Source organism: Leifsonia shinshuensis (genome assembly GCF_013410375.1).
In the GTDB taxonomy this organism is placed as follows: domain Bacteria; phylum Actinomycetota; class Actinomycetes; order Actinomycetales; family Microbacteriaceae; genus Leifsonia; species Leifsonia shinshuensis.
Genome location: NZ_JACCFL010000001.1, coordinates 2100791 through 2116978, shown reverse-complemented (window position 1 = coordinate 2116978; position 16188 = coordinate 2100791). Strand labels below are relative to the sequence as shown.

Here is a 16188-nt window from a genome sequence, read left to right as displayed (position 1 = left end):
CCCACCCGACCCGGTCGCGGCGCACAGGCCCGCTCGCAGCACGCCCACAGCGAACAGGCGGCCTCCGCTGCCGCACGGCCTCCAGCGGTTAGGGTCGAGACATGACGCCTCCCGCCCTCAGCCTCTCGCCCGCTCCCTCCTCTTCTGCCGACGTCCTCGTGCTCGCCGCGCGCTCCGGCGCCGACGGCGTCTCCGTGCTCTCCGCCTCGGCGCGCGCGGGGCTGGGCGACGAGCTGGCAGCGGTCGGCTTCTCCGGGGGCAAGGACGAGCTCGTGCGCCTCCCCGGCGCCGCAGGCGGTCCCGGCCTCGCCGTCGTCGGCCTGCCGGAGCCGGTGGACGAGGACGCGCTGCGCTACGCGGCGGGCACCGCGATCCGCCAGCTCGCCGGCGTCGGCCACGTCGCCATCGACCTCCCCGCCGCGGACGACGCGCAGCTCGGCGCGGTGCTCGAGGGAGCGGCGCTCGGCGCGTACGCTTTCACGGAGTACCGGTCCGCGAGCCGGGCCGGCGTCAAGGCGCCGGTCGGGACCATCGAGGTCGTGGGCGAGTCGGCCTCCGGCGACGCGCTCGTCGCCCGCGCGCTCGCGGTGTCCGGCGCGGCGGCCCTGGTCAAGGACCTCGTCAACACTCCCCCGATCGACCTCTACCCGGCGTCGTTCGTCTCCCGGGTCGAGGAGGCCGTGGAGGGCCTCCCCGTCACCGTCGAGGTCTGGGACGAGCACCGCCTCGCCGCGGAGGGCTTCGGGGGCATCCTCGGCGTCGGCCAGGGCTCGGTGCGCCCGCCGCGCCTGGTGAAGGTCGACTACGCGCCGGCGGACGCGGCGAAGCACCTCGCGCTCGTCGGCAAGGGCATCACCTTCGACTCCGGCGGCCTGTCGCTCAAGCCCGCCTCCGGCATGGTGGGGATGAAGTACGACATGACCGGCGCGGCCACGGTGCTCGCCGTCGCCCTGGCCGCCGCCCGGCTCGCGCTGCCCGTCCGCGTCACCGCGTGGCTGTGCCTCGCCGAGAACATGCCCTCCGGCTCCGCCATCCGCCCGAATGACGTGCTGCGCATGCGCGGCGGCCGCACCGTCGAGGTGCTCAACACCGACGCGGAGGGCCGGCTCGTGCTCGCCGACGGCCTGGTCGTCGCCGGCGAGGAGCACCCGGACGCGATCGTCGACGTCGCCACCCTGACCGGCGCCGCGATGGTCGCCCTCGGCACCCGGTACGCCGCGGTGATGGGCTCCGACGACCTGGTCGGCGACGTCCTCGCCGCTGCGAAGGCCTCCGGCGAGCTGCTCTGGCCGATGCCGCTCGCGAGCGAGCTGCGCGCGACCATCAACTCCGACGTCGCCGACATCGCCAACGCCAACCCCGGCGTCACCGCGGGCGGGATGCTGCTGGCGGGCGTCTTCCTCCAGGAGTTCATCGGGCGCACCGGCGACGAGGACGACGCGCCGCGGATCCCCTGGGCGCACCTGGACATCGCGGGCCCGGCCAAGGGCCCGTCCGCGCCGTATGGCTTCACCGGCAAAGGCCCGTCCGCCGTCAGCGTACGTGCGCTCATCCGTTTGGCCGAGGACTTTTCCCAGAGGTAGTAGGGTCGTATGGGCAGGAAAATCCTGCCCATGCAACGCCTGCCCCACGTCATCCCCCGGGGCAGGATCGTGTCACGAATCCTGATGCGCGAGGAGTAGCTGGGTGTCTGAGCAGAACTTTGACATTGTGGTGCTCGGCGGTGGGAGCGGAGGCTACGCAGCGGCGCTGCGTGCGGCCGAGCTCGGTTTCACCGTCGGCATGATCGAGAAGGACAAGGTCGGCGGCACCTGCCTGCACCGCGGCTGCATCCCGACCAAGGCGCTGCTGCACGCGGCCGAGGTCGCGGACTACTCGCGGGAGTCGGCCAAGTACGGCATCGTCACCGAGCTCCAGGGCGTCGACATCAACGGTGTCACCGAGTACCGCCAGAGCATCGTCGCCAAGAAGTACAAGGGACTGCAGGGCCTCGTGAAGGCCCGCGGCATCACCGTCATCGAGGGCGAGGGCAAGCTGACCTCCCCGACGACCGTCCAGGTCGGCGACGACACCATCACCGGCAAGAACGTCATCCTCGCCACCGGCTCCTACTCGCGCAGCCTCCCCGGCCTCGAGATCGGCGGCCGCGTGATCACCAGCGAGCAGGCCCTCGAACTCGACTTCGTCCCCAAGAAGGTCGCGGTCCTCGGCGGCGGCGTCATCGGCGTCGAGTTCGCCAGCGTCTGGAAGTCCTTCGGCGCCGATGTCACCATCATCGAGGCCCTCCCCCACCTCGTCCCCAACGAGGACGAGACCCTCAGCAAGGGCCTGGAGCGCGCCTTCCGCCGCCGCGGCATCGACTACCGCCTCGGCGTCCGGTTCTCCGGCGTCACCCAGAACGAGAACGGCGTCGTCGTCTCGCTGGAGGACGGCAGCACCGTCGAGGCCGAGCTCCTCCTCGTCGCCGTCGGCCGCGGCCCGCTCACCGCGGGCATGGGCTACGACGAGGTCGGCATCACGCTCGACCGCGGCTTCGTCATCACCGACGAGCGCCTCCACACCAACATCCCCGGCGTCTACGCCGTCGGCGACATCGTCCCCGGCCTGCAGCTCGCGCACCGCGGCTTCCAGCAGGGCATCTTCGTCGCGGAGGAGATCGCGGGCCTCAACCCCATCGTCGTCCCCGACGTCAACATCCCCAAGGTCACCTACTGCGACCCCGAGGTCGCCTCCATCGGCCTCACCGAGGCCAAGGCGGCCGAGCAGTACGGCGCGGACGCGATCACGAGCTACGACTACAGCCTGGCCGGCAACGGCAAGAGCGAGATCATCGGCACGAGCGGCACCGTCAAGGTCGTCCGCGTCAACGACGGCCCCGTCGTCGGCGTCCACATGATCGGCGCCCGCGTGGGCGAGCTGATCGGCGAGGCGCAGCTGGCCGTGAACTGGGAGGCGTACCCGGAGGACATCGCCCCGTTCATCCACGCGCACCCGACGCAGAACGAGTCGCTGGGCGAGGCCTTCCTGTACCTCGCAGGCAAGCCGCTGCACACCCTCTAACGCCGCCGCCGCGCGAGCGGCTGCAATAAGCTACACAACGATCAGGTTTTGAAGGAGAGAAGCTCATGAGCGAATCCGTCAGCCTCCCGGCACTCGGCGAGAGTGTCACGGAAGGCACGGTCACCCGCTGGCTGAAGAACGTTGGCGACCGTGTCGAGGTCGACGAGCCCTTGCTCGAAGTCTCGACCGACAAGGTCGACACCGAGATCCCCTCGCCCGTCGCGGGCGTCATCGAGGCGATCCTGGTGCAGGAGGACGAGACGGTCGAGGTGGGCACTGCGCTCGTGACGATCGGCGACGGCTCCGGTGCGGGCGAGGCTCCGGCCGCCGCGCCGGAGGCCGCTGCTCCGGCGGCGGAGGCCGCTCCGGCTGAGGCTCCGGCTCCGGCTCCGGCTGCGGCTCCGGCTCCGGCTGAGGCTGCTCCGGCTACGCCCGTGCAGGAGGCCCCGGCGGCTGCTCCGGCCGCTCCGGTTCAGGAGGCTCCGGTTCAGGAGGCTCCGGCCGCTGCTCCCGCGCCCGCTGCGGCCCCGGCCGCGCCCGCTCAGGAGGCTCCGGCTCCTGCGCCGGCTCCGGCTGCTGCTCCGGCACCCGCTGCTGCGCCGGCTCCGGCCGCTGCTCCGGCTCCCGCTGCCGCTCCGGCACCGGCCGCTGAGGCTCCCGCCACGTCGGGTGCGCACGCCGGCACCTCCGGGTACGTGACCCCGATCGTCCGCAAGCTCGCCAACGAGCACGGCGTCGACCTCGCGACCGTGACCGGCACCGGCGTCGGCGGACGCATCCGCAAGGAGGACATCCTCTCCGCCGCCGCTCCGGCCGCTGCGGAAGCCGCTCCTGCCGCCGCCGCTCCCGTGGTCGAGGTCTCCCCGCTGCGCGGCACCACGCAGCAGATGTCCCGTCTGCGCAAGGTCGTCGCCGAGCGCGCCGTCGTCTCGATGCAGTCGACCGCGCAGCTCACCACGGTGGTCGAGGTCGACGTCACGAAGGTCGCCGCGCTGCGCGACCGGGTGAAGGGCGACTTCCTCGCCAAGACCGGCACCAAGCTCTCCTTCCTGCCGTTCTTCGCCCTGGCGGCCGCCGAGGCGCTGAAGGCCTACCCGGTCATCAACGCGACGGTGGACGGCGACAGCATCGTCTACCCGGACCACGAGAACATCTCGATCGCGGTCGACACCGAGCGCGGCCTGCTCACCCCGGTGATCCGCAACGCGTCGGACCTCGACATCGCCGGCCTGGCCCGTGAGATCGCGGACCTCGCCGAGCGCACCCGCGACAACCGCCTGAAGCCGGACGAGCTCGCCGGCGGAACGTTCACGCTGACCAACACCGGTTCGCGCGGCGCGCTGTTCGACACCCCGGTCGTCTTCCTCCCGCAGGTCGCGATCCTGGGCACGGGCATCGTCACCAAGAAGCCGGTCGTCATCACGGCCGACGGCTCGGACTCCATCGCGATCCGCTCCACGGTCTACCTCGCCCTGTCGTACGACCACCGGATCGTCGACGGCGCCGACGCGGCCCGCTTCCTCGTCGCGGTCAAGAACCGCCTCGAGGGCGGCGCATTCGAGGGCAGCCTCGGCATCTGAACCGACCCCACGCGAACGGCCCGGCTCCCCTCGGAGAGCCGGGCCGTTCCGCGTTTCCGGGCCGGAGCGACCGTGGTCGGAACGCCTCGGGTCGAGGCGCCTGGGGTCGAGACGCTCTCGGGCGGAGCACCCGAAGTCGGCGCACTGGAGTTCGGACCACCCGAGGTCGGAGCATCCGACGCTGATGTGCCCAATGGCCTGGTGCCCATGGCCGAAGTCCTCGGGGTCGGAGTGTCCACGGTTGTTCCGCCGGGGTCGGAACAACCGACGCTGACGCACCCCATGCCGTTGTGCCCCGGTCGGAGTGCTCGGGGTCGACGGGCTCGAGGTCGGAACGTCCCAGGTTGCTTCACATCCACGGTCGAAGCGCCCGTGGTCGAATGACCTCAAGGTAGAGGATTCGTGGTCGGAGCGCCCGCGGCCGGAGCGACCGGCGTCGGAACAGCTCGGGACTGCGCGAGGCCGGAGCGACCACAGTGGCAGCGCCGGAGGTCCAGGAGTCCAGAGTGCGAACATCCGCGGTTGACGCGCCCGAGGCCCAGCCACCCCGAGTCGGAAGATCCCGTGTCGGAGCGCCTGCGCCCAGAGCGCCTGCCCTCCCCCCCATCTCGGTCAGCGCGCGCGGAGCCGCAGCGCGCACGGCCTAAGGGCCCGTGGTCCTCGCCACGACAGCGCCAGCATCCGCGGTCGGGGCGCCCGGCGTCCGACCAGCTCGGGTCTGCGCGCCTGAAGCCACAGCGTCCACAGTCGGAGCACCGGAGGTCCTAGGGTCCGGAGTACGAACATCCGCGGTTGACGCGCCTGAGGTCGATTCACCTCGGTTCAGAGGATCCGGAGCCGGAGCGTGCGCGGCCGGAGGGCCTGAGGTCTGCGCATCTCGGTCAGCGCGCCCGGAGCCGCAGAGCCCGCAGTCCTAGCGCCCGCGGTCCTAGCGCCCGCGGTCCTAGCGCCCGCGGTCCTAGCGCCCGCGGTCCTAGCAACCAGAGCGCCAACATCTGCGGACCAAGCGCCCAGAGTCAGACCGCCCCGGGTAGGCGCACCCGAAGTACGAACGTCCACGGTCGGAACTCCCGAGGTCCGACCACCTCGGCTCAGCAGCCCCGAGCAGGAACGTCCACAGTCGGAACTCCCGAGGTCCGACCACCTCGGCTCAGCAGCCCCGAGCAGGAACGTCCACAGTCGGAACTCCCGAGGTCCGACCACCTCGGCTCAGCAGCCCCGAGCAGGAACGTCCACAGTCGGAACTCCCGAGGTCCGACCACCTCGGCTCAGCAGCCCCGAGCAGGAACGTCCACAGTCGGAACTCCCGAGGTCCGACCACCTCGGCTCAGCAGCCCCGAGCAGGAACGTCCACAGTCGGAACTCCCGAGGTCCGACCACCTCGGCTCAGCAGCCCCGAGCAGGAACGTCCACAGTCGGAACTCCCGAGGTCCGACCACCTCGACTCAACAGCCCCCGAGCAGGAACGTCCACAGTCGGAACTCCCGAGGTCCGACCACCTCGGCTCAGCAGCCCCCGCAGTAGCAACGTCCACAGTCGGAACTCCCGAGGTCCGACCACCTCGACTCAACAACCCCGAAGCAGGAACATCCACACTCGGAACGCCAGAGGTCCGAACACCTCGGGTCAGCGGGCCGCAAGGCGCCGCATCCACAGTCGGAACTCCCGAGGTCCGACCACCTCGGCTCAGCGGGCCGCGAGGCACCGCATCCACCGTCGGAACGCCCGAGGTCCGACACCTCGGGTCAGCGGGCCAGAAGCGGGCGAGTCCCGGGTGCGAGCGTCCGAGGCACGGGCGCACGCGGCCCGGGCGCCGAGCGCCCAGCGCCGACCCGGGCTGACGGTTCCGAGCGCCCGGTCAGCGCATCGCGTCGGCTGAGACCTTCGACGCGCGGGAGCGCAGGCGGAGGCGCGACATCGGGACGCCGATCAGGATGCGCGAGAGGGGGGTGAGGTTTACGAGCAGCGCCAGGACCCACGGGATGATGAGGGCCGCGAGGAACATCTTGGGCGAGCCGAGGGGTGCGTTCGGGCGGAGGGCCTGGATGACCACCGCGTGGGTGAGGATCACCATGAACGAAGTCAGCGCAAGTCGCGTGATGATGGCGCCCGTGACACGGCCGAGCAGCGGGACCGCCTCCTCCGCGACGAGGATCAGCCCGAAGCAGATCCCGATCGACACCAGCACCGTCACGATCGGCAGGCCGAAGTCGGACTGCTTCAGGTCGACCGGGGGGACGACGTTCGTGGCGACCAGGGCGAAGCCGACGACCAGCAGGCCGAGTCCGACCAGGCCAGGACGCGGCACCCGAGAGCGCACCCGCTTCAGCTGACGGCCCGCTAGGACAAAGATGAGGCACGGCACCGCGACACCCGCCGAGAGCGGGACCTGCTGGAACGGGACGTGGAAGACCCACAGAGCGACGAGCGCCACCAACGGGACCGCCCACTGCACGATCTCGGGGAGGCGCTCCAGCAGCCGCAGGTAGATGGCGGCGAAGAACAGGGCGGTCACGAACCAGAACGCGGCGAACTGGCCGGTGAGCAGCGCGCCGCCGCGCAGCGCGATCTCCAGCGGGACCGTGTTCCTGCCGTGCAGGATCAGGTCGTTGACCAATGGCGAGAGGATGATCAGCAGCCAGGCGGCGTACGGAACCAGCAGCGTCAGCGTGCGCTTGCGCACCTCGGTGAGGATCGAGCGGTTCGCCGTCCACAGGTAGCCGGTGAGGACGAAGAACACGGGGACGTGCCAGATGAAGAGGCTGCTGCGCAGGAAGTTCAGCCCGAACACGTGGCCGTAGACGATCGCGACCACGCCGAGGACGCGGACGGCGTCGATCGCGGCGGACCTCGGCCTGGCGATCGCGTTCGCCACCGTCGTGTTCGTCACCGTCTGCTCGGACCCTTCTCCTCGATGCGGCCGGGGGCTCGCGTCCGCGAGCCCCGATCGGCCGGCGTCAGTCTAACCCGGAGGCGCCGGTGCTCCCGGCAGAACCACCAGCAGCAGCACGGTGGCGAGCACGGGCGCAGCCCCGACCGCCACCACGAGTGGTCGGGCCGCGATCCAGGAGCGGGCAGCGGCCCCGGCGCGGCCGACCGGGCGATCACCGAGCAGGTCCAGCACCTGCTCCAGCGCGCTGAAGAAGTCGCGCGCGGCCGCACGCGCAGGTGGGGTACGCGACACGGCGCGCTGGGCCGGAGCCCGGCCGACCGCGCGCGGTGGCGAAGCTCGTCCGGCCGACGGGGATGTCCGCTCGCGACCGATCGGGCGCGCGGCGGGGCGGCGACCGGGCGATCCCGAGCGGGAGTCCCGGGATGCGGAGCGCCCCGTCGACTCGCGTCTGCGCGATGGTGCGGTGGAGTTGCGTGGGACGAAGCGACCGTCCGCAGCCCGTGCGTCCGAGCGGAGGCGGTGATCTCGGCCGACCGAACGCGCCGTCGTATCCATCCCCACCGATCGCGCGGCCTGGTGGTGGCCCCATCGCGTCGCCAGGCTGCGCGTGCGAGGCAGTGCGGGCCGGGCTGGCATCGCGGCGATCGAATCGGCGTCCGGGGCGCGGACCGCGGTCGGATCGGCGGCGCGCAGCAGTCCTGCGGCGACGTCCTCCCAGCTGCGATGGCTCCGGTTCGTGGCCGCCTCGAGCACTGCAGCACCGGGCTCCGCTGCCACGGCGGAGCAGATGGTGCGGGCGAGCGCGGCGAACGCGGCGACGTCGTCGGCCATCGTCTGCTGGCCGAGTTCACGCAGGCGGCCTACCGCCGTCAGGACGGGGCAGCCGTCGTCGCGGAAGCCGACGTCGCGGGGTGCGAGCGGTATGCCGGCGAGGCCCTCGGCGTGGAGCGCCGAGAGTCCGCGTGCCGTGGCGATGAGCACGGTCACGGCCTCCCCCGCCGTGAGGGCGCCCCTGGCGAGCAGGTCGTCGAGAGTGCCGCGCGTGGGGTGTTCCACGAGCCGGATCGTGACCGCGCCGCGCGCCGCGCGGCGGTCGGCGGGCGTCGTCAAGGGCCGGGGCAGGTGCGGAGACAGCGTCGGCGGTGCGAGGTCTCCACGCTGTGCGCCCGCAGACCCGAGCCCTTCAATCCCCGGCTCGCCGGTCCCCCAACCAGCGGTCCGCGGCTCAGCAGTCCCCACGGCGGCAGCCCGAACGCCGCCAGCCCGAACGCCGCCAGCCCGAGGGTCACCGGCCCGAAAGTCGCCAGCTCCCATGCGTGTGGCCCGAACGCCACCAGCCCGCACGCGCACCGGAAAGTCACCACCCCGAACGCCCGGCGGAAAGTCACCAGCCCGAACGTCATCGGTCCGAGAGTCGCCAGTCCGGAAGTCGTCGGCCCGAACGCCGCCAGCTCGAACGCCGCCAGTCCGAAAGGCACCGGCTCCCAAGCCAGCAGCCGGACCGCCACCGGTGCACACGTCACCAGGCCCTGATCCACGCGTGTTCGCATCGCCGGCCGGCAAGCTGCCGGTCCTCGATCCGCCGGCCGACAGACCCCCAGCCGACAGACCCCCAGCCCGATAACCTCCAGCCCCCGGACCTCCAGCCCGAGAACCTCCAGGCCGAGAACCTCCAGCCCCCGAACCTCCAGCCCCCGAACCCGCACCCCGCGGGCCCGACCTCACCGAGTCACGCGACAACCGCCGACCTGCCGAGCCCTCAGCGGCCCACTCCCGGTCTTCCTGCATCCCGCCCTCCGACGACTCGCGCGAAACCGCCCCCTCCCATGGCCCCCGCCGCACCGTCAGCACCGCCTGCCCGCGAAGGTCCCCTCCCGACACCACGAGCGACGCCTCGTCCGTGTCCCCGGTTCCGCGGCGGCCAAGCACCGTCCATCCCTCGGCCGCGGCGATCCTCTCGGCGTGCGCGATCACGTCCACTGGCCTCCGTCTCCTCTGCATGCCCCCAGTCCATCGCGGCGAATCGAGAGTCGGACAGCCGGGCGCGAATCCGTGGACGACTCCGAGGCGCAGCCCACCTGTGGAGGATCTCAGCCGCAGTCGAGCGCGAACGCGACTTTTTGTACTGAGTCCATTTAGGATGCCTCTATGACGATCTTCGATGTCTCCGGACTCGGCTCGCAGCACGTCCCCTACGACGACGGACTCGTCCGTCAGCGCGCGACGCACGCCGACGTCGTCGCGGGACGCACGCCCGACACCGTCCTCCTCCTCGAACACGCCCCGGTCTTCACCGCGGGCAAGCGCACCTCCCCGGACGAGCGCCCCACCGACGGCACGCCCGTGATCGACGTCGATCGCGGGGGCAAGATCACGTGGCACGGCCCGGGGCAGCTCGTCGGCTACCCGATCCTGCGCCTGGCCGAGCCGATCGACGTCGTCGGGTACGTGCGCTGGCTCGAAGGGATCCTCATCGAGGTGCTCGTCGGGCTCGGCGTCCCCGGCGAGCGCGTGGAGGGGCGCTCCGGCGTCTGGCTGCCGGGGCACGGCGTCACGGCGGACGGACGGCCGGCGGACGAGAAGATCGCCGCCATCGGGATCCGCGTCGCCGAAGGCGTCACCATGCACGGCTTCGCCCTCAACTGCTCCAACAGCCTCGACCCCTACGACAAGATCGTCGCCTGCGGCATCCGCGACGCCGGGGTGACCACGATCTCCCGCGTCCTCGGCCGCACGGTCACACCCCAGGACGTCGCTCCCCTCATCCAGGCCGCACTCGACCGCGGGCTGGCCGACGCGTCCTCCAGCCCGGTCGCCGCCGCGCACACGACGCCCGCCACGACCGCGACGGAGGTCGCCGCATGACCAGCGAACCGCAGACCGCCGCACCCCAGACCGCCGCACCCCAGACCACCGCGCCTCAGGACGCCGCACCCCGCGCGACCGAGCCGCAGGGCCGCCGCATGCTCCGCTTGGAGGTCCGCAACGCGCAGACCCCGATCGAGCGCAAGCCGGCGTGGATCAAGACCAAGGCCAAGATGGGCCCGGAGTACCGCCAGCTGCAGAACCTCGTGAAGTCCGAAGAGCTGCACACGGTCTGCCAGGAGGCCGGCTGCCCGAACATCTACGAGTGCTGGGAGGACCGCGAGGCGACGTTCCTCATCGGCGGCTCGCAGTGCACCCGGCGCTGCGACTTCTGCCAGATCGACACCGGCAAGCCCGCCGAGTTCGACCGGGACGAGCCGCGGCGCGTGGGCGAGTCCGTGGCGAAGATGGGGCTGCGCTACTCGACCGTCACCGGGGTGGCCCGCGACGACCTCGAGGACGAAGGCTCCTGGCTGTATGCGGAGACCATCCGCGAGATCCACCGGCAGAGCCCCGGCACCGGGGTGGAGATCCTGGTCCCCGACTTCTCCGGCAACCCCGAGTACCTCGGCGAGGTGTTCTCGGCACGGCCCGAGGTCTTCGCGCACAACGTCGAGACAGTGCCGCGCATCTTCAAGCGCATCCGGCCGGCCTTCCGCTACGAGCGCTCGCTCGACGTCATCACCCAGGGCCGCCACGCCGGACTGATCACCAAGTCCAACCTCATCCTCGGGATGGGCGAGGAGCGCGCCGAAATCAGCCAGGCCCTGCACGACCTCCACGACGCAGGCACCGACATCATCACGATCACGCAGTACCTCCGGCCCAGCCCGCGCCACCTCCCGGTCGCACGGTGGGTGCACCCGGACGAGTTCGTCGAGTTCAAGCAGGAGGCCGAGGAGATCGGGTTCCTCGGCGTCCTCTCGGGCCCGCTCGTGCGCTCGTCATACCGCGCGGGACGGCTCTGGGCGCAGTCGATGGCGGCCAAGGGACGCGAGGTCCCCGCCGAGCTCCAGCACCTCGCCGACGCGTCCGCCGGGTTCGCCCAGGCCGTCTCCTGAGACCGCTCTCCACGCCGATCCGGGAGGCCGCGCGACCGTCTGAGCGCGGCCTCCCGATCGGCGCTACGCCCGCCGTGAACAGGTCATCCAGGGGCCGGGCGAGCCGGTATCCTTGTCTCTATGGCACGTAAGGACAAGTCCACCAAGGAGCCCGGTCGGCTGAAGCAGATGTGGCAGGTCTTCCAGATGACCCGCCGCTACGACGACCGCGCGCTCCTCTACATCGTGGGTGGAATCGTGCTGCCGATCCTGGCGGGCATCGCGATGGCGGTGTTCCTGTCCGGCGGCAACGTCTTCACGATGGTCCTCTGGATCGTCGCGGGCGTCCTGGCCGGCGTGCTGGTCGGCCTCATCATCCTCGGCCGCCGCGCCGAACGTGCCGCGTACTCGCAGATCGAGGGGCAGCCCGGGGCCGTCGGCGCCGTGCTGCGCAGCTCGCTCAAGCGCAGCTGGCGCGGCTCGGAGATGCCGGTCGCCGTCAACGGCAAGACGCAGGACGCGGTCTACCGTGCCACCGGCCGCGGCGGCGTCGTGCTCATCAGCGAGGGCCCGAAGACCCGCACCCAGCGGATGATCGACGAGGAGCGCCGCAAGATCAACCGCGTGCTCCCGAACGTGCCGGTCACCACGATCTCGGTCGGCCCCGACGCCGACTCGGTCCCGCTGCACAAGGTGCCGCGCACGCTGTCCAAGATCAAGCCGACGCTCACCAAGGCCGAGGTCATCGCCATCAGCAACCGCCTGCAGTCGCTGGAGAACTCGATGCCGATCCCCAAGGGCATCGACCCGATGAAGGTGCGCGCCCAGCGCGCTCGCTGAATCCCTCGTCAGTCGTCAGCGGAACGCTCGCGCGCGGGCGCGGTAGAGGACCGGATCGCGGACGACGATCGGCGCCGGGAAGGCGTTGACGGTCCACGCCACGACAGACGTCGGCAGCAGCCCGGCGAGCGCCCGCTTCGCTGCGAGCGCACAGCATCGCAGGGGCCGAGAACGCCGGTCAGCGGCCAGCGGCCAGCGCATCCCGCTCGCCTGAACACACACGCCAGGAGCGCAGCGGCACGCGCCTCGCCGCCCGGGCTACGCGCGGATCAGCACCGTCCCCGCGACCTTGTCGTGGAAGCCGCGCTGGTCGGAGTCCCACACCAGCGCCGGGATCACGATACACAGCAGCACCGTGCGCACGACCGGCCGCCAGACGCCGACCCAGCCGCCAGCGAGCGCGACGACCCGCATGCCGAAGAGCCGGTGGCCGATGCTGCCGCCGATCGTGGGGATGAAGACGACCTGCATCAGGGCGAAGATGCCGATGTTCGCCCACGAGTCGTAGTGGAAGAACGCCAGCGAGATCAGCGACGCGAGCGCCCAGTCGACGACGATCGCACCGAGCCGGCGGCCCAGCCTGCCGACCGACCGCGGGCCCGCCTCCGGGAGGCCGAGCCGCTCCCCCGGGTAACGGCTGGGGGCGAGGTCGCCGAAGCGGGAGGGCGGGGTGTTCTGCGGCACCCCACGAGTTTACCGGCCCCGGCTGACCGCTCCCCTGACCTGTTGCTCCCCGCCCGCCACGCCCCAGCCCTGTCGCGGACAGGCAACGCACCGCGTAACATGCCGGAAACATTTGCGTCACCGGAGGGAAACGGCCTCCCCCTAGCGTGTAGCTTGGGCTGCACGCGCAGTCCGTCACCGCAAGCCATTGGGAGTCCTCCGTATGTTCCGTGATTCTTCCGAGGTGCTCAAGTACATCAAGGACACCGACGTCAAGTTCCTTGATATCCGCTTCACCGATCTGCCCGGTGTGCAGCAGCACTTCAACATCCCCGCAGCGACCGTGGACGAGGAGTTCTTCTCCGTCGGCCAGCTGTTCGACGGTTCCTCGATCCGCGGTTTCGCGTCGATCCACGAGTCGGACATGCAGCTGATCCCTGACGTGTCGACCGCCTACATCGACCCGTTCCGCGCCGAGCGCACGCTGATCATGGTCTTCGACATCTACAACCCCCGCAACGGCGAGATCTACGCGAAGGACCCGCGTCAGGTCGCCAAGAAGGCGGAGAAGTACCTCGCCTCCACCGGCATCGCGGACACCGCGTTCTTCGCTCCGGAGGCCGAGTTCTACATCTTCGACGACGTCCGCTACGAGGTGAAGCAGAACTCCAGCTTCTACGCGGTGGACTCCGAGGAGGGCGCCTGGAACTCCGGCCGCGTCGAAGAGGGCGGCAACCTCGGCAACAAGACCCCCTACAAGGGCGGCTACTTCCCGGTGAGCCCCGTCGACAAGCAGGCCGACCTGCGCGACGACATCTCGCTGAAGCTGATCGACGCCGGCCTCATCCTGGAGCGCGCGCACCACGAGGTGGGCACCGGCGGCCAGGCCGAGATCAACTACCGCTTCGACACCATGGTCCACGCGGCGGACGACATCCTGAAGTTCAAGTACATCGTGAAGAACACGGCCGAGCAGTGGGGCAAGACCGCCACGTTCATGCCGAAGCCGCTCTTCGGCGACAACGGCTCGGGCATGCACACCCACCAGTCGCTGTGGAACGACGGCAAGCCGCTGTTCTACGACGAGGCCGGCTACGGCGGCCTGTCCGACATCGCCCGCTGGTACATCGGCGGCCTGCTGAAGCACGCCCCGGCGGTGCTGGCCTTCACGAACCCGACGGTGAACTCCTTCCACCGCCTGGTCCCCGGCTTCGAGGCCCCGGTCAACCTGGTCTACTCGGCCGGAAACCGCTCGGCGTCCATCCGCATCCCGATCACGGGCACCAACCCGAAGGCCAAGCGCATCGAGTTCCGCGCGCCGGACGCCTCGGGCAACCCGTACCTCGCGTTCGCCGCCCAGCTGATGGCGGGCCTCGACGGCATCAAGAACCGCATCGAGCCGCACGAGCCGGTCGACAAGGACCTCTACGAGCTGCCGCCCGAGGAGGCCCGCAACATCCCGCAGGTCCCCGGCTCCCTCGGCGAGGCCCTCGACGCCCTCGAGGCCGACCACGACTTCCTCACCGCAGGCGGCGTGTTCACCCCGGAGCTCATCGAGACCTGGATCGAGTACAAGCGCGAGAAGGAGATCAAGCCCCTCGCGCAGCGCCCGCACCCGTTCGAGTACGAGCTGTACTACGGGGTGTAAGCACCTCAAGCAGCGCTGGAAGGGCCGCATCCCGTCGGGGTGCGGCCCTTTCCGCGTTTGCTGCCCTCACTTCACGCAGGGCACTCCCCCGGACGGCAGCGGGGCCGTCGGGTCCGTGTAGGTGCCGTTCGGGCCGGGCGGCTTCGTCGCGCTGGGGGTCGGTGCGGGGGCGGCAGCAGACGCCGACGGCACCGGCACGCCCGAGGCCGTCGCACCCGGAGCCGCTGTCGGCGTGGCCGTCGCCGCGGGCGGGTTCAGGAGCTGCTGCACGATCGCGTGGATCTGGTCGGGGTCGACGAGGTTGACATCCTTGCCGTCCCGCACGCCGTAGCCGGTGATCGGCAGAGTGGTGAAGGTGATGTTGCCGCCGGCCAGGTGCTGGGCCTCCGACGCGAAGCTGAGCAGGTCGAAGCCGGAGTCGAGGGCGATGTTCTGCTTGGCCGCCGAGATCAGCGACTCCAGGGTCGCCGGGTTCGCGAACGTGTCGGCCTTCTTCAGCTTGGTCGCCAGGGACACGATGAACGCCTGCTGGCGGCGCTCGCGGTCCAGGTCGGTGAAGTTCAGGGCCGTGTTGTTCTCGTCGCGGCGCTGGCGGACGAAGCTGACCGCCTGGGAGGCCGACAGCTGCTGCACCCCGGCCTTGAAGTCGGCGCCGGAGTACGGGTCCTGGGTGTCCTCCGCGATGCACACGGTCACCGGTTGGACGGCCTGGGCGACCTGGTAGAACGCGGCCATCGTGACCTCGATGAAGTGGTCGATGCGCACGCCGCCGAGGAAGTCGGACACCGTCTGCAGCTCGGTCTGGCGGGCGAAGGTGCGGGCCTGCTGGTACGCGTCATCGTGGGCGACCCCGGCCTTGGTCAGCTCGGTGAGCTTCTGGTCGAGGGCGAGGCCGTAGGCCTCCTTGATCTTGGACTGGGAGACGCCGTCCGGGCTCCCGGAGAGCGGCGCGTAGTCGTCGCGCGGGATCGAGATGCCGACCGCCTTCTTGCCCCCGGCCGGGATGTGGATGAGCATCAGCACGTTGGCGTTGTAGCCGCCGTCGCCCTGGCCTCCGGCGTGCAGGGCGTTGTAGACGTCGGCCGGCAGCGGGTTCCCGTTCTCGTCCAGCCGGCTGTCCAGGCCCATCACGAGGATGTTGGTCTCCGCGACGTCCTTCTTCTTGGGGCCGCCGGGGAGCGTGATCGCGGAGCGGTGGAGGCCGTTCGACAGGTCGACGTACGAGTAGGCGGCGAACGCGCCCACGGCGACGAGCACGACCGCGAGCGCCCCGGCGACGGAGAGCAGGATCCGCTTCGTCACGGAGGGGCGGACGCGCTGGGCGTGCGCGACATTGCGGCGAACCGGCTCGGCGGCGCCGCTGTCGCCGGCCGGGAAGGCCGGGTCGGCATGGCGGGGCGGGGTCATGTTCGGGTCTCCTCGGGCGTTCGGGGTGGTGGCCCGCGGCGCTGGAGCGTCGGTTCCGCGGCGGTACGGGTTCCGCTGCGGTTCAGGGTCCGCGGCGGTTCGGGACCGCGGGCTTCGGGGTCCACCGACGACCGGGTGCGCTACCGGGCCTCCCGATCGTCCCACCGAAAACCGCCCCGGTCGGCAGATGCC

The 16188-nt window shown here is 71.1% G+C and carries 11 protein-coding genes; 7 read left to right on the top strand and 4 right to left on the bottom strand.

The features are described from left to right. The first annotated feature begins 101 nt into the window (after positions 1-101). From HNR13_RS10300 to sucB, 3 genes are all read left to right on the top strand, one after another. The gene (locus HNR13_RS10300) at positions 102-1583 is read left to right on the top strand and encodes a leucyl aminopeptidase (RefSeq protein WP_179605670.1); all 1482 of its coding nucleotides are present in this window, start codon (positions 102-104) and stop codon (positions 1581-1583) included. A gap of 103 nt (positions 1584-1686) precedes the next feature. Continuing rightward, on the top strand, positions 1687-3060 hold the full coding sequence (lpdA, locus tag HNR13_RS10295; RefSeq protein ID WP_179605669.1) for a dihydrolipoyl dehydrogenase: 1374 nt from the start codon (positions 1687-1689) through the stop codon (positions 3058-3060). Between the two features lie 65 nt (positions 3061-3125). Continuing rightward, a complete protein-coding gene (gene sucB / locus HNR13_RS10290) occupies positions 3126-4640 on the top strand; it encodes a 2-oxoglutarate dehydrogenase, E2 component, dihydrolipoamide succinyltransferase (protein WP_179605668.1) in 1515 nt (504 codons plus the stop codon). A gap of 1858 nt (positions 4641-6498) precedes the next feature. Here the strand turns inward: sucB and HNR13_RS10285 are convergent. Then, positions 6499-7530, bottom strand: coding sequence for an acyltransferase family protein (locus HNR13_RS10285; protein WP_179605667.1), 1032 nt, complete (start codon positions 7528-7530; stop codon positions 6499-6501). Positions 7531-7602: 72 nt separating this feature from the next. Next, a complete protein-coding gene (locus HNR13_RS10280; RefSeq protein ID WP_179605666.1) occupies positions 7603-8589 on the bottom strand; it encodes a hypothetical protein in 987 nt (328 codons plus the stop codon). 1092 nt (positions 8590-9681) lie between these two features. Between HNR13_RS10280 and lipB the strand changes: the two genes are divergently transcribed. The 3 genes from lipB (at position 9682) to HNR13_RS10265 (ending at position 12278) form a co-directional block, all read left to right on the top strand. Further along, complete coding sequence (gene lipB, locus HNR13_RS10275) at positions 9682-10398, top strand: lipoyl(octanoyl) transferase LipB (RefSeq protein ID WP_179605665.1); 717 nt, start codon at positions 9682-9684, stop codon at positions 10396-10398. Between the two features lie 98 nt (positions 10399-10496). Next, positions 10497-11459 carry a lipoyl synthase gene (lipA, locus tag HNR13_RS10270; RefSeq protein WP_179609342.1) on the top strand — a complete coding sequence of 321 codons (963 nt, stop codon included), beginning with the start codon at positions 10497-10499 and terminating at the stop codon, positions 11457-11459. A gap of 120 nt (positions 11460-11579) precedes the next feature. Continuing rightward, positions 11580-12278 (top strand): DUF4191 domain-containing protein, encoded by a 699-nt coding sequence (locus tag HNR13_RS10265; protein WP_179605664.1) that lies wholly within the window; start codon positions 11580-11582, stop codon positions 12276-12278. Positions 12279-12536: 258 nt separating this feature from the next. On the opposite strand, the gene HNR13_RS10260 is transcribed toward HNR13_RS10265, so the two are convergent. Then, positions 12537-12962: an RDD family protein gene (locus tag HNR13_RS10260; RefSeq protein ID WP_179605663.1), complete on the bottom strand. Its 426-nt coding sequence runs from the start codon at positions 12960-12962 to the stop codon at positions 12537-12539. A gap of 202 nt (positions 12963-13164) precedes the next feature. On the opposite strand from HNR13_RS10260, the gene glnA reads away from it, so the two are divergent. Further along, the gene (gene glnA, locus HNR13_RS10255) at positions 13165-14589 is read left to right on the top strand and encodes a type I glutamate--ammonia ligase (RefSeq protein ID WP_179605662.1); all 1425 of its coding nucleotides are present in this window, start codon (positions 13165-13167) and stop codon (positions 14587-14589) included. A 66-nt stretch (positions 14590-14655) separates the two neighbouring features. Here the strand turns inward: glnA and HNR13_RS10250 are convergent, their stop codons facing one another. Then, on the bottom strand, positions 14656-15996 hold the full coding sequence (locus HNR13_RS10250; protein ID WP_179605661.1) for an LCP family protein: 1341 nt from the start codon (positions 15994-15996) through the stop codon (positions 14656-14658). Between the last annotated feature and the right edge of the window lie 192 nt (positions 15997-16188).